The sequence below is a fragment of the Alteromonas sp. KUL106 genome, assembly GCF_009811415.1.
Taxonomy (GTDB): domain Bacteria; phylum Pseudomonadota; class Gammaproteobacteria; order Enterobacterales; family Alteromonadaceae; genus Alteromonas.
Genome location: NZ_BLIG01000001.1, coordinates 113,566 through 133,071, shown reverse-complemented (window position 1 = coordinate 133,071; position 19,506 = coordinate 113,566). Strand labels below are relative to the sequence as shown.

The window sequence follows — 19,506 nt, the reverse complement described above, 5'->3', positions numbered from 1 at the left end:
TCACCGCATTCTTCCTAAAGGATGCCTGCCGTTATTAGCCCCCGAAAAAACCTTCTGCTACAATGCCGACCACTTCATTTCAAAGGAAATAGACATTGGCGGCGGCAATTAAGGCTCCTACGTTTAAACTGGCATTTTTAGGCCCGAAGTTTTGGCCTGTGTGGCTAGGTGTATTCATTTTGTATGCAATTACATGGTTACCGCTTCCTGTCATCCGATTTATCGGCGGCGGTACAGGCAGGTTGATTGCGATAATAGTCCCAAAGCGTGCCAAAGTAGCCAAACGAAACCTAGCCTTATGGAATCCTTCGTTATCTGAAAGCGACATCGAAAAGCTTTATAGAGAAAATATACGCCGAACGGGAATGGCGTTATTTGAAACGGCGATGGGATGGTGGTGGCCAAGCTGGCGCGTAAAGCGCGCGATTGAAATTGAAGGCACCGAGCACGTTGACGCAGCGCTTGCAAAAGGCAAGGGGGTGTTTGGCATGGCTCTGCACAATATGAACTTGGAATTTGCTTGTCGTGGTATTGGTTTCTTTCATCCCAGTATTGCTTTCTATAGAAAACACAATAATCCGCTGGTTGATTATCTTCAGTATCATGGTCGAAATCGTTCGAACAAATACATGATAGATAAACGAAACGCAAAAGCGCTACTCGCGGCATTAGATGACAAAGAGTTGTGCTTATATCTGCCGGATCAAGACTATGGCCCCAAACAGAGCATTTTTGTTCCTTTCGGTGGGGTAAAAGACACGGCGACCACCACCGCTACCCTTATGTTCATAAGGCGTAGTCATTCTGAGCCTATGATAATAACCTCTCAGTACACAAAGCGCGGTTACAAAATTAAAATTTATCCGCCACTCTCTCAACTTGGTGAGATGGAAGACGTTGAAGCGCTAACTTTGCTTAACGAACACGTCGACGCTGCGGTAAAAGAGCAGCCAGAAAGTTATCTGTGGATGCATAAACGCTTTAAGACTCGGCCTGAAAATAATCCAGAATCCCTGTATAAATCTTTGTAGATTGGTGTAAAACAATGGTTAATCGGTTCTGATCATCCGGTAGTGGATAAATTTAGATAAATAGAACAATGGGATTACGAGTAACAGGTAGACTAGACTAGTAATACTCATGCACAAAGTCAGGCGTGTTTTTCAAAGCGCCGAATGACTTCGCAGCAATAAATTGGAAAGTTATGGGACAGACAAGTTATTCAAGCTCATCATTTTGGGCTAAGCAAATTGGTATTGCAGTTGTGCTCGTTATCGCTGCTGGCGTGCTTATTTACATGTTACAGACGAATGAGCAAGCACCAGTGCCTGCGTCTCAGAAAGAAGAGAAGTCAGTCTCGAAAGGGCTTAGCGAGTTTTATCGTGATTTCCGCATGTCTGCGACGGACCCAAAAGAAGATGAGCAGGGCGATTTTGTCATTGATATTGCTGGTGTAGATGCGAATTTAGATAGCAAGTTAGCTAAGATGTCGAGCCAAACGCGTCCTGTAGAGAAAAACTGGACGGGAGAATATAAAAATCGCGCATTTAGAGAAGGCAACACGCTACGCGAGGCTATATCCCAATATGCACAAGCAGAAGGCATGCAGGTTATTTGGAATCTAGAACAAGATTTTGTGATTAAGTACCAGTTTCAGTTAGATAATACCGTCTCTGGTTCCTTAGCAAAGATTGCAAGTGCTATTGATAGTAGCTTCGAAGGCGAAGTAAAAGCTTACTTATGTGCTGAGCAGCGTTCTTTGGTGGTCACAGCGGAAGAAACAGAATTCCTTTCTAAAAACTGTCGATTGCTACGTGCTTGACAGAAGAAGCTATACCATTACATCAATAGCGCTAGGCCAGGCTTTCATGTGAAGGAACTCGCGCTCAAAGTGAACCGACGTTTAACATCTCAGCACATAAACGCTTTACGTTCATAGCTGAAAAATTGCTGACTTACCCGTCGTCACAAGGGCCAAAAAGTGTGTTCCAATGAAGACTTACCTGTTCACGAATCGCGTCTAATTCTTCGCTTTGATCGGCATATTTTGTATCTGCCAGCGTTAAATGGTGATATTGCTCTCGCAGTTTTAAATAGGCTTTTTGCAGTTTCGACGCTGTGTCTGGGGTAATGATATTACCTTGCACAGCGGCATCGAAAATACGCAAGTTGTCTGGATACATTGTCATACCTTCTACTGATTGCGCATGGGCGAGCACCAAATATTGCGCCATAAACTCAATGTCGGTAATACCTCCGACGCATTGCTTCAAATCAACCTTTTCATTGCTTTTAGCGAGCAGATGCTCGCGCATTTTAACGCGCATTTTGCAGACGTCAGTAGCCAGCATTTGCGCATCTCTTGTTTGGCTTAAAATCGTATTTCTCACGCGGTTAAAATCCTCTAACAGATTCGAGTCACCGCAGATAGCGCGAGCACGAACCAGTGCTTGGTGCTCCCAAGTCCATGCCTCCTCGTTTTGATATTTCTCAAAACCTTCTATATGACAGCAAAGTAAGCCCGCATTGCCAGACGGCCTTAAACGCAAATCTGTTTCATACAGCTGACCAAACAGCGTTTTCGTATTGAGAAGGTGCATAATGCGCTGTGCTAGCTTTATATAAAACTGCTGGGCTTCAAGTGATTTTTTACCGTCGGTACTGATTCCACGAGGTGCGTTATGCAAAAAGACCAGATCTAAGTCAGAGCCATAGCCCAACTCATATCCGCCCAGCTTGCCATATCCTATAACGGCAAAGCCTTTTTCGTTGCCTTCAAGGTGTGACGGCACGCCGTAGCGTTGACGCATTTGCATCCAGGCTGCATTCAATGCGTGCTCGAGAATAACTTCGGCTAAAACGGTAAGCTTGTCACTTACGTTGTTTATGGGGAGCGAGTCGCTAATATCGCTTGCGGCTATACGAAGTTGTTGACAGAGTTTGAATTGGCGAAGGCCATCCATCAGCATTTCCACATCGTCTTGTTCTACGCGAAGCATAGTTTCCCGAAGTTCAAGTTGGTATTCTTTCTTGCTGGTATGGATATCGGTATTTTGTTGCCCTAAATATAAAGGGGTGAGTAATTCATCCAAAAGGAGTGGAAAACGTTTAATTTCTTGCGCTATCCAGTCACTTCGCTCACATAGCTTCACCAATTGTTTAAGCACATCAGGGTTTTCGAGAAGAAGATCGAGGTAGGTCGTGCGTCCGGTAATCGCTTCAATGACACCGAGTAGTCGATTGAGAACCTGTACGGCATTATTCGGGTGTTGATTGATAAGTACGTACAGAATTTCTGGAAGCAATTTGTTTAATGTGTCTTCTCCTTTTTGTCCGATACGGTAGTTTCGCTGTTTATCTTTAAAGGTAGTAAGCGTTAAATAAATACCGGCAATGTCCTTTGATGACAAATGTTCGCTAAACGTTTCAGCAAACTCTTCTTCTTGAAGCGAGAGGCGCCACGCATCTTGGCACGCAATGAATAGTTGGTCTTCGTCTGAATGGGTTTCGTGCGATTCTTCGACGAGTTCATTAAAGTGACCGTGGATCCGCGCCATAGCGGCATCGAGCTGATGAAGAAACGCAGTGTGCGACTCACAGCTCATTACTTCGGTAAGCGCAATCTGCTGCCATGACTCCTCGGGTAAGGTTTGAGTTTGACGGTCTTGGCATTGTTGAAGCGTGTGCTCCACTTTTCTTAAAAAGAGGTAGTCGTGTTTCAGTTGCTCGGTAACGCTGCTTTCTACAATACCTAGCTCGCTTAATGCGCTTAAAGTTCGAAGTAATGATTTACTTTGTAGAGCAGGCTCTCTTCCGCCATGAATCAACTGAAAGCTTTGCGCAAAAAACTCCACTTCCCGAATACCACCTGGACCCAGTTTAATATTGTTATTTAAGCGACGGCGACGAATTTCGGTCGCAATCAGTTTTTTCATGTTACGCAAAGCATCAAGAGTGGTGAAGTCAAGGTAGCGCCTAAACGTAAAAGGGTGAAGAATGCTTTGAAGCCATTTTACATCCTGTGAGTTGTCGTCGTTAATGATGCGGGCCTTCACCATGGCAAAGCGTTCCCAATGCCGCCCCTGATCTTGATAATAATCTTCCAACGCAGCGAAATGCATAACCAGCGGGCCTGAGTCTCCAAAAGGTCTCAGACGCATATCAACGCGATAAACCTGACCGTCGTTCGTCACTTTATTGAGCGCTTGTATGAGCTTTTGTGCCAACTTAGTAAAAAATTGTTGGTTTTCAATATTTTTACGGCCACCTTGCGTTTCGCCTTTTTCCGGGTAAGCAAAAATAAGGTCGATGTCAGAGGAAAAATTGAGTTCCCTTCCGCCTAACTTACCCATGCCCAAAATATACATATGCATATCGTGGTCGTTGCTTTGTGGTTTGCCGTAGCGAAGAGATAAATGATGATAAATCCAGTGATATGCGCCGTTAATCAACACATCAGCTAAGGCTGAAACGCGGAGCAGCGATGTTTCAATAGGCTGTTTATTTAAGATATCGAAAAACGTGATACGGGCCATTTCTAGATTGCGATACTCGCGAAGCACTTTGAAAAGCGCGTCTTCATTTGATGTATTGGCGAGCTTGTCGTTCAACGCTGATTGATACTCAGCTTTTATTTTATTTTCAATGACATCCGCGCCACCTTCACGTTCTTGCTGCTGGTCTTCTGAAAGTGTGTCATGTTGTTCATTGGCGTATTGAGCCAGAGGACTGATGACTCGGGATAAGAAGCTTGGTTTTTGTATTAGCGTTTCTGCCAAAAAAGCGGAGCGAGAAAATGCGAGTAACAGCAACTCACTGTTTTGTTCAGCAAGGGTTCTATCATTTTCCGTTAACGAAGGTGCTGTTAACAATTGCTGCCAAAACTTTTCGGCTTGTTCAACGTTTGTCATGCTATTTTCGCTGTCTCTTGGCATAATGCTCGCATCTTTTTGATAATATTCTGGTATTTAAGAAAAGAACCGCGTTTCAGTGTTAACAATCACGTTCGACAACGCAAGTAATCTTGGCTTGGCTATTTTTGCGTCATTCACAACGACCCCTAATTCAACCAAGCATTCATTAAAATAAATCTGAACAAGTTCGTCGTCATCTTTGTACAAGCTGGTAAGAGATGACAGCTGTTCTTTTAGATGTCATTGTTTTTATGACACTAATTGAATGCACAATATCAATGTGGAACTTTGTATGTTCAAGGAGCAAAGATAACGTGGAAGCCTTAGTAAAACTAGTACCCCTAACGAAAGAGCTACTCATTTATTTGGCTATGGATGTGGCAATAGCGCTAGTGCTTCTGATGATCATGAAGTGGCTTACCGGCGCATTTAGGGAACACTCGGTCACTGAAGAGTTGGGCGTTAAGGATAACTTTGCTTTCGGAATAAGCATAGCAGGCGGCATGTTGTCTTTATGCATTGTGTTGAGTTCAGTTGTTGGTCGTCACATTGGTGTGGGCTATAAAGAAGCTGCTATCGGCATGGTTACTTTCGGAATAGTGGGGATCGTACTGGTTAAATTTGGACGCTTTGCTCACGATAAATTGGTGCTAAACAAAGTAGATACACACGCAATGATCGCTGAGCGAAGCGTCAGTGTAGCTTTGGTTGACGCGGCGAGCCTGGTTGCCAGCGCGATTGTCTTGCGCAACATTATGATTTGGGTAGACGGCAGCGACATGAATGCACTGATCGCTATTGTAACGGGCTTTACCGTGGTGCTGACGATGCTGCTTGTTATGACGCGTATTTTAGAATTCAGGTATGCCCGAGATAATCAAAATGACTCATTTCAAGGTGCGCTTGAGAAGGGGCAGTTAGCACTTGCTATCGAGCATAGTGGCAATTTGCTTGGTACCGCGATGATTGTTTCTGCAGCAAAGAACCTGCTTGTTTACAATCCATCGGGTTACGTAAGTAACGTAACGGGCTGGTTAATTGTGAGCGTCGGATTAGCAATTGCACTTCATTTACTGGTACTGGCGAATAAAAAAATCATTCTTTTCGGTATGAATTTCCGTCAAGAGGTAGATCATCAGCACAATGTCGGCGTGGCGGCTTTAGGCTTTACACTAAGCATCGGTAACGCCATGGTCATTAATGGTGTTTTAGGAGGTTAGGGAAGTTTAGTATTTGTTATTACAGAAACTTGAAGCCTTGAAACATGTCGTACTAGGCATTTTCGACAATACAATCATTGTCGATAAATTTTTGCAAAAATACTCAATCTTCAAACACTGATTTTACGCATAGTAGATCATTGAGTTGCCCTTTTCTGATGATAAGGTCTTTCTGAGGGCGACTCATTTGCTTCACCGCATATTCAAGCTTTGCTGCTTGCGTTTTATCCGCGACTTCGAATACTGCTCTAAAAATGAGGGGAGACTTGCCTTTGAGCGCTTTTGCTCCGCCTTTGAGCTCGCCCCTATGCTGAGCGATACGTCGAGTAGGATCAGTGGTTATCCCCGTGTAAATATGCCCGAGTTTGTTCTCTAAAAGATAGAGATACCAAGGGTTATTTGTGTTTCCTTGGTGGGTATTGCCGTTCTTGACTGTTATACTCTGTGTCAATGTTTTCAAAGTCTAAAAAGTTATTTTCAGCATGATATTACCAGATTTTAGCAAAGCGAAAGTCCTAATCGTTGGCGACCTAATGTTAGACCGCTACTGGAGCGGCGGTACAGGGCGTATATCGCCTGAAGCGCCCGTACCAGTGGTGAACGTGAATAGCGCTGAAGACCGCGCCGGTGGCGCCGCTAACGTTGCGGTAAACGTGGCAACCTTGGGAGCCGAGGTAACCTTGCTGGGAATGTGTGGTCATGACGAAAATGCAAAAATTCTTAAAGAGCGTTTAGAAACCCATAACATTCAGTGTCAGTTTTTTGAGGTAGAGGGTTTCGATACCATCACCAAGCTTCGCGTCATGAGCAGAAATCAACAGCTTCTGCGTTTGGATTTTGAAAAAAGTTTTGAACACGCTGATAAATCAGAATTGGAATTGGCTTTTGACAAAGCGTTAGACGAAGCTGACATCGTCATTTTAAGCGACTATGCAAAGGGGTGCTTAAGCAATCCCGCTAGGCTTATCGAAAAGGCGCGCAGCAAAAATAAGCGGGTGGTGGTCGACCCCAAAGGCAGTGACTTTGGCAAATACGCTGGTGCGACATTAGTTACCCCAAATATGGACGAGCTTCGCGGTATTGTCGGTGAAATAGATAGCGAGCAGACTTTGGTGGAAAAAGCACAGACACTGAAAGCATCGTTGGATTTAAGTGCACTTCTTGTAACGCGTTCTGAGGATGGCATGACCCTCTTTGACGGTGACAATACCGAGTTTCATTTGCCGGCTAAAGCGAAAGAGGTGTATGACGTCACGGGGGCAGGGGATACGGTTGTTTCGACACTCGCAGTTGCCATGGCCTGTAATTTGCCACTTCAAGCTGCTTGCGTGCTTGCAAATTTAGCGGCGAGCGTTGTTGTAGGTAAATTGGGTACGTCTACGGTAACCAACACCGAGCTAGCATTAGCGTTAGGTGAACAGTCTGTTCATCTTGATGGCGGCGTCATGACAGAAGACCAATTGGCTATTGCGCTTAAAGCTGCGAAGGCGCGTGGTGAGCGAGTGGTAATGACAAACGGATGCTTTGATATTTTGCATTCTGGTCACGTTGCTTATCTTGAAGAAGCGGCGCAGCTTGGTGACCGATTGATAGTAGCGGTTAATACCGATTCATCAGTGACTAAATTGAAAGGGCCTGGTCGCCCAGTGAACAACGTTAGCCGCAGAATGGCAGTGCTTGCCGGCCTGAGCGCGGTAGATTGGGTGGTACCATTTGAAGAAGATACTCCACAGCGTATTATTGCTCGATTATTGCCCGATGTATTGGTAAAGGGTGGTGATTACAAAATTGAAGACATTGCCGGTGGCACTGAAGTATTGGAAAACGGCGGCGAAGTAAAGGTGCTTACCTTTGAAGATGGTGTGTCTACCACTGGGATTATCGAGCGAATCACTCAAAATAAATTGCGTTAGCGCTCAACCAGACCAAATAGAAAGATAATACTTCGGGAATAGCGCGTTGTTGGTTACCATATACACAATCTGCACAGGTAAAAAACGCGGCGCGCTGTTTTAAAGCAACCCACATGTTTGTTTTTTGAACGCACATTTTTAATGGAATAACGGTAAATTGCATGTACGAAAGTTACTACGGACTTAACTCGAAACCGTTTCAGTTAACCCCCGATCCTCAGTTTTTCTTCGCAAGTAAATGGCATAAACGAGCCATGTCTTACCTGCAGTACGGCTTGTCTCAGGCGGAAGGGTTCATTGTTATTACCGGTGGGATTGGAACGGGTAAAACGACAGTTGCCAACAGTTTGCTTGAAGAATTAGAAGACGATATTGCCGCGGCCCAAATCGTCACACCAAAGCTTTCTCCAGATGAACTGGTGAAAATGGTGGCGTCTAAGTTTGATGTTCCTACCGAAGGTCGTTCTAAAGCCGATATCTTAAAAGCGTTAGAAATCTTCTTGTACGATTTGAATAAAGCGGGACGCCGGGCCCTGCTGCTAGTTGATGAAGCGCAGAACCTTCCTCTTGAAACCATTGAAGAGTTAAGAATGCTGAGTAATTTTCAGCTAAACGGTAAGCCGCTCATTCAGAGTTTCTTGTTAGGGCAGGAAGAGCTTCAGCCCATATTAAGAGCTCCAAACATGGAGCAGTTTAGACAGCGTATTGTGGCGTCTTGTCACTTAGCGCCGCTTTCGTTGGAAGAGTGCAAGGAATATATAGAATATCGCTTGCACCATGCAGGATGGAATGGGGCTGCGTTGTTCAGCGATGAGGCGTTAGAACGTATTCACATGTTCTCTCGTGGTATTCCTCGCAAAATCAATACTCTTATGGATAGGGTCATGCTCTATGGCTTTCTTGAAGAGCTGGAAAGCTTTGACGCTGAAGCGGTAAACGAAGTCATTGAAGAAGTGAAAGCCGAAATGTTCGAGCCTGATAAAACAGGCGCGGAAGTAACGGAACACATGGGGTTTGCAGACCATCCTGAAAGCCAAACCATTATGACGCCGAAAGGCAATGTGATTCGCGACACTAAGTACTACTTAGATATGCTGGCAGAGCTAGTGGACGCGTTAGACGACGCTATTTCACAAAAAGTCAAAATGACGCAATACGTAGATAAACTCATGAAGAAGAAGTTTAAGACCTACGTGCGGTTAAAGAGTGATGATAAGCGAGAGTGAGGGTTATTGCTTAATTATCACTGCAGATAATAAAAAAGCGCTCACAACCCATGAGAGCGCTCTTTATCGTTGTATACGCTTTACTGATAAGTATACGTAATACCAAGAGTTACGCGCCTATCAGTAAAATTAGCACCCAAAAAACCGTTTCCAGTACCGGCACCGTTTACAAGGTCGCCACTTCTATCAACAAAGTTAATGTTTGCACTCACTTCTAATGTCTGTCCAAAAGTGCGGTCAATACCTATCGTTGCATTCCAGTTATCACTCTCGCCACTGTCGAGGGCTTCTGAACGCTGCGTGATATTAGCGTAGTTTACACTTGCGTTTACATTTGTGTAGCTGCCAATGCGGTACGCCAAAGTTGAACCTACAGAATAAGTGCGTGTAAGACGGTCTTGATCAAGCGCGTCATCCTCAGAATAGCGCCACGACATGCCTAAAGTTACTCTTGAAAAATCGTAGCCAATTTGAAAGTTGCTGCTTTTACGAACAATGATGTCGTCGTTAAACTCTAAATTTTGCGATGTTATTTGAACGAATTGCTCATCAGCGTTTGGCACGTAATTTAAACTGTTGGGCTGAAAGCAGCTAGATATGCCAGAAGAGTTTACCGGACAAACAAATACGCCCAAGTTTTCGGGGTTTGCCAATAGCCTGCTCGTATTGGTTACATCTTCTGAATAACCAAATGAGGTTCTTAGATATTTCGAGTTATAGCTTATATTCGCCCCAGCGGTTTCACCAAAAAAGCGTCGGCCGTAATTCGCGTTAATACTGGTACGTGGGCTTAAAGCCCATTGTAAATCTAAACCAACGAAGGTTTCGCCATCATCGCTTTCTATATCTGAATCGGTGGTGTTAGCGGTAATCGATATGTATCGGTTGGAACTTTGACGATACGTTAAACCGGCACCATAAGAATTGAACTTGCGTACTAAGCTGGCAGTGTCATTTCGACCTGATATTTGGTTGCCTTCATGGCTGCCGGTAACCCTAAGCGCCCAGTTCTTCAAAAAGTGAATATCTAAAAAGCCGGATGCATTTCTCGATATAAAGTCGCCTTCAGATGCAACGGCCCTATCTGTATTTTGAAAACTACCTGAAACATTCCAAATTAAGTATTCAGCTCTATCGCCGTTAAACAAATTGCCAGAGAGTTGGTAGGTGTCATTATCTAGGGCAAAACCATTATTCAATGCGTTTCTTTCTGAAGCAACATCAGAATAAGACGCTTGACCGGTGCCGCGAACCCAATCACCTTGCGACATGGTGGTAGAAACACCAAATCTATTTGAACGAGTTTTGGCTAGAGCATCGGCGTTGGTGAAAAAGTCTGAAACTAAAAAGTTACCTGCCTGTGCGTTCTGGTAGCTAAGTGCCCCAGAGGCTTGAAAGACCAACGCCTCGTCAAATGGTGCCCAGTTAGCTGAGTAACTGTATTCTCCATAGGTATCCTCGCGGCTAAGATCACTGTTGTCACGCTCTAGATGAGTCAACTTTCCTTGCCACAACCCATTAAATGTGCGCGATTGATAAGCCGCGTTAACACTAGGGTTAACTGAAAGAGTTGTAAACGAAAACGTTCCGTTTTCTTCAGAATCTATGTCTTGAAAAATGCCTTCCGCAGAAGCGTTTGCTGTAATGTCGAGTTTGGCTTGCACTTCATTTAAGTTACCAAGCAGCAATGTGCCGATTACAGCGCAAAGCGGTTTGATTGCAAAACGATACTTAGTCGTTTCGTTCTGAGTAATAATATCCATAATATCCGCTTCCGTCGGTGTCATTATGTACTGATTTGTTAACTACAAAACCAATCGCCATATCGGGATTCAAGCGCTCAACCGACATTTTTATATCGCCTATTTTTGCCTTACCTTCTTCAACTACTACCACTGCTTGACCAGCGAAATTTGCGAGAATGGCACTTTCGTTGATACCAATAAGAGGAGGCGTGTCGAAAATTACAATCCGATCAGGGTATCGATTTGCAAATTCATCTACGGTTTCATGCATCTTCTGGCTTGCAAGCAACTCCGTAGATAAGTGGTGCGACTTTCCAGCAGGAATTATCTTTAGTTTGTCGATATTTGTGGGGTATAACACATCTGAAATATCGTCCACATCTCCGGTCAAATATTCCATTAGCCCCTTACGACGCTCGAGGCCTAAGGTGTTTAATACATTAGGCTTAAGGACATCCGCATCAACTAGAAGCACCGTTTTATCTTGCTCTGATGCAATACTCATCGCTAAGTTGGTAGCAGTAAAAGTTTTCCCTTCAGAAGGGCGGCTGCTTGTAACCATTATAATATTAGGGTTGTGTAGCGTTTTCGAGAGTGAACCAAACGCGTTAGCCAAAAGCTTTCGCTTAATTTCACGGTACTCTTCGTTAATTTGCTTGCGGTCACCATTTAGAGAGATATGTCCATTTTTATCGAGCCTCTCAAAATTGATTTTGAACTCTTCGAGAGGCGTCCTTTGATTAACGAACTCCCTTTCATCGGCAACGACTTCTGCCGCGGCTAACTCTGAAGAAGTTGAAGCTTCAATAGAAACTTCCGATGCTTTGAGATGACTTTCAGAACTCGCGTCTTCGATCTTTTCTTCAGCGGTAACATTTTGCTTAGCAGCGTTGGCTTCTTTCTGTTTCTGAAGTGCTTTTTCAATGGTGTTTTTCATTAAAGAAGCCCCCCAAATAAATCGATATTCATAATTTCAGCTGCGACTAACGCTCCATACATGGCCAAAATAGTACCACTTGAGAGTAAGAACACGATAAGTCGAGTTCTGTTGGTTTTGTTGATTTGCTCAATATTTAAGTGCGTAACTGTACCCCATATAGGATAGTCAGATACGTTAAGTAACTGTTTAGGACGTATTAAAATTGGATTAAGTTGGCTAATTAGAAATGCGACGGCAATTCCTGAGCCAAAACCTATCACTAGCACCGCGGTATAAAAGATGAGGCGATTAGGGCCCGAAGGGCGTTTAGGTAACAACGGAGGCTCTATTATTCTAAATTGAAGGTCTTCTGCTGATACATCTGCTCTTCGAGATAAATCAGCTGATTCACGGCGAGACAGCAACTCTTCGTATTTCTGTTTCGTAACACCGTATTCTCGGTTTAGAGAAGAAGACTCTGCTTCAATTTGAGGAATTAAGTCTACTTTGCTCTCTAATTCAGAGATCTTGCGCAATAAATCTGTTTCCTTAACTTGAAGAGAAGCTATTTGACTTTCCAAACGGCTTGCCTCTAGTTTAATTTCGCGATTAAGTTCTGAAAGCGGTTGATTTTGATCCCCTTCATCTGCGCTAAGAAAGGCCTCTATTTCTTTGTCTCTAGAGTCTTCTAAACTTTGCAATAGTGCTTTTGTTTCGACAACGTCAGGGTGTAAATCTGTAAAGCGAAGCGTAAGCCTATCGAGTTCTTCCTCTAAAGCACGTATTCGTTCGTCGTAGCGGGTGCGAAGCACGGGTTCGTCTTGATTAGTCGTAGCGGGTGCGAAGCACGGGTTCGTCTTGATTAGTGACACCAAAACTGTCGTTGCGCTTTACACCACTAATCTGCTTGTTGAGCGTATCGGCCTGCTGTTGCGTTTGTTTTATTTGCAGGCGAGTCGCTTCAAGCTCGTCGTTCAAGCTTTGCAAGCTAGAATAATACGAGCCCGCCAGTGGCAGAATGTCATTGTACTGCCGTTTAAAGTTAGCTAAACGTTGTTCAGCCTCTGTAAGGCGAGATTCATATTCTGCAATTTGCTCATCTAAAAAGCGGCCTGCAGTGTCGGTATCTTTTCGGTTGTTACCTAAAGAACCCTCAACGAATAAATCTAATGTTTCTTGAACCACCCTCTGAGCTACGGTGGGCTCTTTATTGGAAAACGAAATGTTATAAATGTTATCTCGTCCAGTCGAAGATAGCGCTATTTCTTTCGAAAGTGATGTTACAAGAGATTCAAATTCATCTTCTGTATTCGTTGTGATATCAAGGTCGCTCTCTCTGGCTATTTTCTCTACATTACTTCTGCTAAGTAAGGTTTTAGCCATCATCTGTATCTCTTGATCAGGATTCGTCTGTATCGCTAGCCCGCGAAGTAAAGGCTGTAATACCGAGCGAGTGTCCACGAATACCTGCGCTTTCGAAGAATAAACATCGGGAAGACTGGCAACATATAAAAAGCCAATTGGGCATATGAGCCAAGAAAAAATAATTACGTAACGCTTTTTAATCCAAACTCCTTTCACATAGTCAAGGATTTGGGTTAGCGTTTGCTGTAAGTCCTGCATTTTATTATTTGTTCCGTTTACTGCTTAATAACTAGAACCAAGCTTCTGGGATAATCACGATATCACCAGGCAACATATCAACGTTTTCTGAGATATCGCCATCTCTAATCAGATCATCTATATTAATTTCGAAGGTTTTTTGCTTACCGTTCACAACCCTCACGAGCTTTGCATTGTTTCCATCTGCAAACTCAGTAAGCCCGCCAACGGCTATCATTAAGTCAAGCAGTGTCATGTGCTCAGAATAACTTACCGCGCTAGGGTTTGTGGCTTCACCAATAACGCGTACCTGTTCACTCAAAGGACCTGTGAAGTTATTCACGCTTACTGTAACTCTTGGGTTGTTTATGTAAGTAGAAAGTTGCTCTTCAATCTCTCTGGCAAGCATCGTAGGCGTGCGACCTGCTACATCAATGTCTTCAACCAATGAGGTAGTAACCTTGCCATCGGGTCGAACAATGAAATTGCCCGACACTTCTGGGTTACGCCACACAAAAATAGTTAACGAATCCCCCGGACCTATCAGGTATTGGTAATCATTTACGTCGGTAGTTAGAGAAGGTCGGGTGGTTGCCTCGGGCAATGCCGTTGTATTACTACAACCATTAAGACCAATAAATAAAATGGGGGCACAGCATGTCATTAGCGTTCTAAAGCGGAACATAAGAGATCATCCTACACTCATTATGGTTAATATATGACTTTTGTCGTTTACCCTACGGGAAATGTCACTATAATGCCAATATCAATTGTAGTCTATTGGAATAAATCCCTTTATGATGGGAAATACGCCGCAGTTTTAGGGGGCCAGGGGTGGCAGTAAACAAGCGCAATCAAAATAAACGCTCAAATATACTAGTAATTACAGAAGCGTTGCTCATAGCTTACATGGGCTATATTTCTCATTTTATTCTCACGCAGATCGGAATGTCGCCTAACGTTTCCGTTGAAAAACTCGTAATCAACGTGGGAATGCTCACTGTTTCTATATTGCTTTGTTCATTGTCAGTTGGCTTATATGAAGCCAAATTACGAGAAACTTTTCGTGGAATTATTCGCCGAATTTTTGTAAGCGTGGGTCTTAGCTATTTTCTAGTAGAAGTATTGAGCCGTGCTTTTTTCGACGATTTAGTCATGGACTCTTATTTCTTACCTGCCTCGGTGTGCTCGATAATTATTACTCTAGTGGTTTTTAGGTATTTCACAAATAGGTTAGGCCTACTGGGCCTTGGAAAAGTGCGCATTTTGGTTCTGGGGGCAGGGGAAAGAGCTTCAATCATTGAAAAGCGTATGCGAAGAGATGTAGATAGAATTGGTTTTGAGCTTGTCGGGTTCATCCCAATTCCTGGAGACAATCGCGAAGACGGAATTCGAAAAGAGAAGATTATTCATCTTAAAGTAGACGAGAGTTTTCAGCAGTTTATTGCAGATAATGAAATTGAAGAAATCGTTATCGCTTGTGATCAAAGAAGAGGCACTTTACCCGTAGAAGTACTTTTTGACTGTAGACTTAGAGGGATTGAAGTCACTGAGCTTTTGGACTTCATGGAGCGCGAAACAGGGCAGATAGTAGTCAATCTAATGTACCCGAGTTGGGTTATCTATTCCAACGGTTTTCAAAGTCAAAACTACCTGCGAGACGCGCTAGACTATACGCTTAACGCCATATTGGCTTTTTTCATCTTTCTCTTTGTCTGGCCAATAATGCTCACAACAGCATTAATAATCTATCTAGATGATGGTAGAAGAACGGGCGTGTCGGTCTTTTATAAACAAGAACGGGTTGGGTTGAACGGTAAGCTTTTCAAGATTATTAAATTTAGAAGTATGCGACCTGACGCAGAGAAAGATGGGGCTAAGTGGGCGAGTAAAAATGATGATCGTGTTACCCGCATTGGCCACTTCATTAGAAAATACCGTGTTGACGAATTACCACAGCTTTTAAATGTGTTTAAAGGTGAAATGGCGTTTATCGGGCCGCGTCCAGAGAGACCGCAATTTGTTGAGCAGCTTGTACGCGAAGTGCCGTATTACAATCAGCGTCATAATGTTAAGCCAGGTTTAGCCGGTTGGGCCCAACTCAATTACCCCTATGGCGCAAGCGTTGAAGATTCAATGGAAAAGCTTAAGTTCGATCTTTATTACGTAAAACACCAAAGCTTACTGTTAGATATTCTTATTTTAATTCGCACTGTTGAAGTTGTGCTGTTTGGTAAAGGGCGATAATTATGAAATTAGATAATCGTCTTAATGCTATGACAGTAGATGTGGAAGACTATTTTCAAGTTTCTGCCTTTGAAGGGGTAGTTGATAAGAAAGATTGGGATAGTATTAGTCTTCGTGTTGGCGACAACACTAACCGCTTATTAGATTTGTTTGCTGCTAATAATGTTAAATCGACATTTTTTACACTTGGCTGGGTGGCGCAGCGCTGTCCAGATGTAATAAAAAGAATAGTAAGCGAAGGTCATGAGCTGGCGAGTCATGGATTAGCGCATCAACGCGCAACCACAATGACCGAGCAAGAGCTTTACAACGATATTAAGCAAAGTAAAGATATTCTTGAAGATATAGGCGGTGTGGGTTTAAAAGGTTATAGAGCGCCGAGTTTCTCTATTAACGATTCGAACACATGGGCTTATGATATTTTAAAAGATCTTGGCTTCGTTTATTCGTCTAGTACTTATCCAATCAACCACGATATCTATGGTGTTCCAGAGTGGCCGCGCTTCAAGTACGAGCGTGACAATGGCCTGATAGAGATTCCGATTCCTACAGTTCGCAAGAAAGGAACTAATATTGGGATAGGTGGTGGCGGCTACTTCCGTCTTTATCCTTATTGGTTATCTAGACGCCGTATAACTGAGTTCATGCAATCTGAAAGCGCGCCATACAGTTTCTATTTTCATCCATGGGAAATCGATGCCGAGCAACCGAAGTTTTCAGCGGCGCCCTGGAAATCTAAGGTTCGTCACTACATCAACCTTTCAAGAATGGAAGGGAAGGTAGATAAGCTGCTTAAAGATTTCAATTGGGTAAGCATGTGCGAAGCTTATGAAATAAAGTAAGCCTTTAAAATTTATAAGAATAAAAGGGCAGGGAGTTGCAGATGAACAATGAAGAAACGCAAGATGAGATGAAGCAAAGCTTAGCGGGTTTTTCATTTGCCAATAATAAAGTGTTTTATATTTCAAGCCTTGCTCTGTTTGGTTTGTGGTTGGTATTTTGCTGGCAGGGGCTTACCACCGTAGTTGAAATTTGGTACGGGAACGAGATATTCAACCATGGCTTTTTTATTGTACCTGGTGCTTTTTACCTTATTTACTTAAAGCGCTTTGAGCTTCTCAGTAAACCGATACAAACAAGTCCGTTAGCGCTTATCGTAATAATTCCCGCCTTACTGCTTTATGTAATTGGTGTTGCTGGCGATATCCAACTGTTTTTACATGCTGCAACTTTCACGCTTCTACCTGCACTTATTTGGCTAGTAATTGGTACGGCAGCAGCTAAAACAATTCTATTCCCGCTTGTATTCATGCTTTTTAGTATTCCAGTGGGCGAGCAACTTATTCCCTATCTGCAGGAAATTGCGGCAGATGGTTCTGTTGCGCTATTACGCTTAACGGGTGTGCCACTTTTTAGAAGCGGTTTGTATATAGAAATACCTCAAGGGCGTTTTTTGGTTGCCGAGGCCTGTTCCGGCGTCAGCTTTTTTATTGCAAGCTTTGTTATAGGTAGTTTGTATGCTTACTTGAACCTAGTGTCAGTGAAGCGTAGAGCTATCTTCGTTGCTATATCATTAATATTCCCCGTATTGGCGAATATTGTTCGAGTGTATGGCATTATTCTTATCGCATATTTGACAGACATGGAGCATGCGGCTGGCGCAGATCATCTTATCTATGGTTGGTTCTTCTTTGCTTTCGTAATTCTGTGTTTGTTGGGGATCGGTGAATTTATTCGGCAATCACCGTATGAACCTTGTAAAATCGGACCGAAAAATGCAACAACCTCGGTGAGCATTCCTGCTATTATCAGTTCAATCGCTGTTTTTGCAAGCTTTTTTGCATGGATCGTAAATATTTCAAATATTAGCAACTCTCATTTTGAACCGCGTCTCTCTACCCTGGCTTATGATTGGGACGACAATTGCCAAACAACGGATTGGCAACCCATTGTGGTAGACCCGGATTCAGAAGAGTTTGGCTTTCTTAAATATCGGGGTTGCAACGTTAAGGTTTATAATGCTTGGTTTAGCGAACAACATAATGAACTAGTAAGCGATCTGCACAGGCTATTCGACCCTGAACGATTTTCGCTTAGTCACACTAGAAGTATAACAACAAACGGTTTACACCTATCTGTCTATCATGTTGTATCGTCAAGTGGTAATAAACTCAGTATCATAAGGTTCTATGAAGTTGACGATGCGCTATTTACCAGCGCGGTTAATGCCAAAATATACCAGGTTAGAAATGTGCTATTTGGAAGTTCCAGAGGTGGAAGACTATGGATCCTTGCAGCAAATGGACATGATGTTTCAGATATAAGTGACAGTCTTTCTGCTATTTTACCTCATCTATAAATTTAGATGATTGACTATTGACGAAGAGAATTGCTTGATTAAAGTAGAATAATATGGAGTTCCAATAGTACTCAAAGGTACCTGCAGATTTATTAGCGAGTGTTATTCCATCTGCACCATCTCTGGCGACAATTGATTTGTTAGTAATATTATTTTTTATAATAACACTTTGCGTATTAGGAAAGCGGTATTCAATAGCATTCGGATAGTTTGAATTTAGGTAAATCTGATTGTCTCTAACGATGGTCTGTGGACTGCTCTCTAAGCTAATACCTACATCTGCAAAAGTATGGTCGGGGTTATCATGTGATATTGTATTAAAAGCTATGATCCCGCCCTTTGACTGATTTTTATTATTCCCTAAACCAAAACCTATCCCTCTGTCGGAGTTGATAATAACGTTATTGATAACAATATTATCAAATGAATGCTTCCAAAAATGAATAGCGTGCTCAGCAACCTTTTCAGCGGGGCTTGCGATATTTAAAAATATATTGTTAGACACTATCCAACCTCGTGCCCTATGTGCATCTATACCACCAACATAATAGTTTGGTGCAACACCAGCGGTGTATTCAAAGCGACTGTTTTTGATTACACCAAAGTCTGAATACTCACCGTTGTCTTTTCCGGACACTTTGAGTTGTTGCTGATACGAGTCCTCGAGGATGCAGTTGTCTAATAAAAAAAAATCGACGCCTTTCTCTGCACGTACTTGAATTAGGTGATGAGAAACGTTTCTTAGGGTGATACCTGAAAGCGTAACATTGCTTGCACTTATATCAAATATAACTTCAACGGGGCTTTTCTTCTCCATTCCTGAACCGCTAAGTACAACGTGCGCTGGATTATTTGAAATAGAGCGAATGGTGATGTTATCTCGTGAAATTGTTATGTTTGATGAATTTTTATACACGCCGTCATCAACTAATATCTCTATTACGTTTCCACTTTTATCATTGTTTGCAATATGAACAGCATTTTTAAGCTCTTGAGTATTAGTCACTATCAACTCTAGCGAAAAGCAAGGGGAGTACGAGGTAAACAATGTGATAAAAGCCACTATCCAAAGCTTTTTAAGAACGTGATTCATAAAGGCGATAGATCTCAAACTTTGCAAATATGATTAATCATGATAGTAACTTTATACTACCAGTGAAATTGCTTCTTTAAATATCTTTTATATTGCCACTTCAAAGTGTTATCTTATCGATAAAAGTTGAACGACTGTTTCGATATTTATTGTTTAGCCTTTTCAAAAATGTAAACTTCTGAGGTCACTGAATGGGCGTTGATAGTCTCGCAACCTTAATACATTTCTTCGTAATGATGATGATAATCATCTTCTATATTAAATTAGAA

The 19,506-nt window shown here is 42.7% G+C and carries 14 protein-coding genes and 1 pseudogene; 8 read left to right on the top strand and 7 right to left on the bottom strand.

Annotated elements, in window-relative coordinates:
• The first annotated feature begins 95 nt into the window (after window positions 1-95).
• Both lpxL and GVO63_RS00550 read left to right on the top strand, forming a co-directional pair.
• Entirely contained in the window at window positions 96-1,031 is a 936-nt protein-coding gene (lpxL, locus tag GVO63_RS00555) for an LpxL/LpxP family Kdo(2)-lipid IV(A) lauroyl/palmitoleoyl acyltransferase (RefSeq protein ID WP_159577711.1), read from the top strand.
• Between the two features lie 173 nt (window positions 1,032-1,204).
• Window positions 1,205-1,822: a TcpQ domain-containing protein gene (locus tag GVO63_RS00550; RefSeq protein ID WP_159577710.1), complete on the top strand. Its 618-nt coding sequence runs from the start codon at window positions 1,205-1,207 to the stop codon at window positions 1,820-1,822.
• A gap of 133 nt (window positions 1,823-1,955) precedes the next feature.
• Here GVO63_RS00550 and glnE read toward each other — a convergent pair whose 3' ends face one another.
• Window positions 1,956-4,934 carry a bifunctional [glutamate--ammonia ligase]-adenylyl-L-tyrosine phosphorylase/[glutamate--ammonia-ligase] adenylyltransferase gene (gene glnE, locus GVO63_RS00545; RefSeq protein WP_159577709.1) on the bottom strand — a complete coding sequence of 993 codons (2,979 nt, stop codon included), beginning with the start codon at window positions 4,932-4,934 and terminating at the stop codon, window positions 1,956-1,958.
• A gap of 293 nt (window positions 4,935-5,227) precedes the next feature.
• Here glnE and GVO63_RS00540 point away from each other — a divergent pair, with 293 nt between their 5' ends.
• A complete protein-coding gene (locus GVO63_RS00540; RefSeq protein ID WP_159577708.1) occupies window positions 5,228-6,133 on the top strand; it encodes a DUF350 domain-containing protein in 906 nt (301 codons plus the stop codon).
• A 103-nt stretch (window positions 6,134-6,236) separates the two neighbouring features.
• On the opposite strand, the gene GVO63_RS00535 is transcribed toward GVO63_RS00540, so the two are convergent.
• Complete coding sequence (locus GVO63_RS00535) at window positions 6,237-6,584, bottom strand: GIY-YIG nuclease family protein (RefSeq protein WP_159577707.1); 348 nt, start codon at window positions 6,582-6,584, stop codon at window positions 6,237-6,239.
• Between the two features lie 31 nt (window positions 6,585-6,615).
• Here GVO63_RS00535 and hldE point away from each other — a divergent pair, with 31 nt between their 5' ends.
• Together hldE and GVO63_RS00525 are read left to right on the top strand one after the other, a co-directional pair.
• On the top strand, window positions 6,616-8,046 hold the full coding sequence (gene hldE, locus GVO63_RS00530) for a bifunctional D-glycero-beta-D-manno-heptose-7-phosphate kinase/D-glycero-beta-D-manno-heptose 1-phosphate adenylyltransferase HldE (RefSeq protein ID WP_159577706.1): 1,431 nt from the start codon (window positions 6,616-6,618) through the stop codon (window positions 8,044-8,046).
• A 161-nt stretch (window positions 8,047-8,207) separates the two neighbouring features.
• Entirely contained in the window at window positions 8,208-9,272 is a 1,065-nt protein-coding gene (locus GVO63_RS00525) for an XrtA/PEP-CTERM system-associated ATPase (RefSeq protein WP_159493780.1), read from the top strand.
• Between the two features lie 80 nt (window positions 9,273-9,352).
• Here GVO63_RS00525 and GVO63_RS00520 read toward each other — a convergent pair whose 3' ends face one another.
• The 4 genes and pseudogenes from GVO63_RS00520 to GVO63_RS00505 form a co-directional block, all read right to left on the bottom strand.
• On the bottom strand, window positions 9,353-11,035 hold the full coding sequence (locus GVO63_RS00520; protein WP_159577705.1) for a TIGR03016 family PEP-CTERM system-associated outer membrane protein: 1,683 nt from the start codon (window positions 11,033-11,035) through the stop codon (window positions 9,353-9,355).
• The gene (locus tag GVO63_RS00515; protein ID WP_159577704.1) at window positions 11,004-11,954 is read right to left on the bottom strand and encodes an XrtA-associated tyrosine autokinase; all 951 of its coding nucleotides are present in this window, start codon (window positions 11,952-11,954) and stop codon (window positions 11,004-11,006) included. Before GVO63_RS00515 ends, GVO63_RS00520 begins: the two co-directional genes overlap by 32 nt.
• Window positions 11,954-13,559: pseudogene (locus GVO63_RS00510) on the bottom strand (XrtA system polysaccharide chain length determinant). Before GVO63_RS00510 ends, GVO63_RS00515 begins: the two are co-directional and overlap by 1 nt.
• Before the next feature lie 31 nt (window positions 13,560-13,590).
• Complete coding sequence (locus tag GVO63_RS00505; RefSeq protein ID WP_159577703.1) at window positions 13,591-14,223, bottom strand: XrtA/PEP-CTERM system exopolysaccharide export protein; 633 nt, start codon at window positions 14,221-14,223, stop codon at window positions 13,591-13,593.
• Window positions 14,224-14,372: 149 nt separating this feature from the next.
• Between GVO63_RS00505 and GVO63_RS00500 the strand changes: the two genes are divergently transcribed.
• Genes GVO63_RS00500 through xrtA form a run of 3 tightly spaced genes read left to right on the top strand, consistent with a single transcriptional unit; the run spans window position 14,373 to window position 18,144 of the window.
• The gene (locus GVO63_RS00500; protein ID WP_159577702.1) at window positions 14,373-15,785 is read left to right on the top strand and encodes a TIGR03013 family XrtA/PEP-CTERM system glycosyltransferase; all 1,413 of its coding nucleotides are present in this window, start codon (window positions 14,373-14,375) and stop codon (window positions 15,783-15,785) included.
• Between the two features lie 2 nt (window positions 15,786-15,787).
• Window positions 15,788-16,627, top strand: coding sequence for an XrtA system polysaccharide deacetylase (locus tag GVO63_RS00495; protein ID WP_159577701.1), 840 nt, complete (start codon window positions 15,788-15,790; stop codon window positions 16,625-16,627).
• Between the two features lie 41 nt (window positions 16,628-16,668).
• Window positions 16,669-18,144, top strand: coding sequence for an exosortase A (gene xrtA, locus GVO63_RS00490; protein ID WP_159577700.1), 1,476 nt, complete (start codon window positions 16,669-16,671; stop codon window positions 18,142-18,144).
• Here the strand turns inward: xrtA and GVO63_RS00485 are convergent.
• Entirely contained in the window at window positions 18,125-19,150 is a 1,026-nt protein-coding gene (locus tag GVO63_RS00485) for a right-handed parallel beta-helix repeat-containing protein (RefSeq protein ID WP_159577699.1), read from the bottom strand. The two genes, xrtA and GVO63_RS00485, sit on opposite strands and share 20 nt — an antisense overlap.
• Window positions 19,151-19,506: the final 356 nt, after the last annotated feature.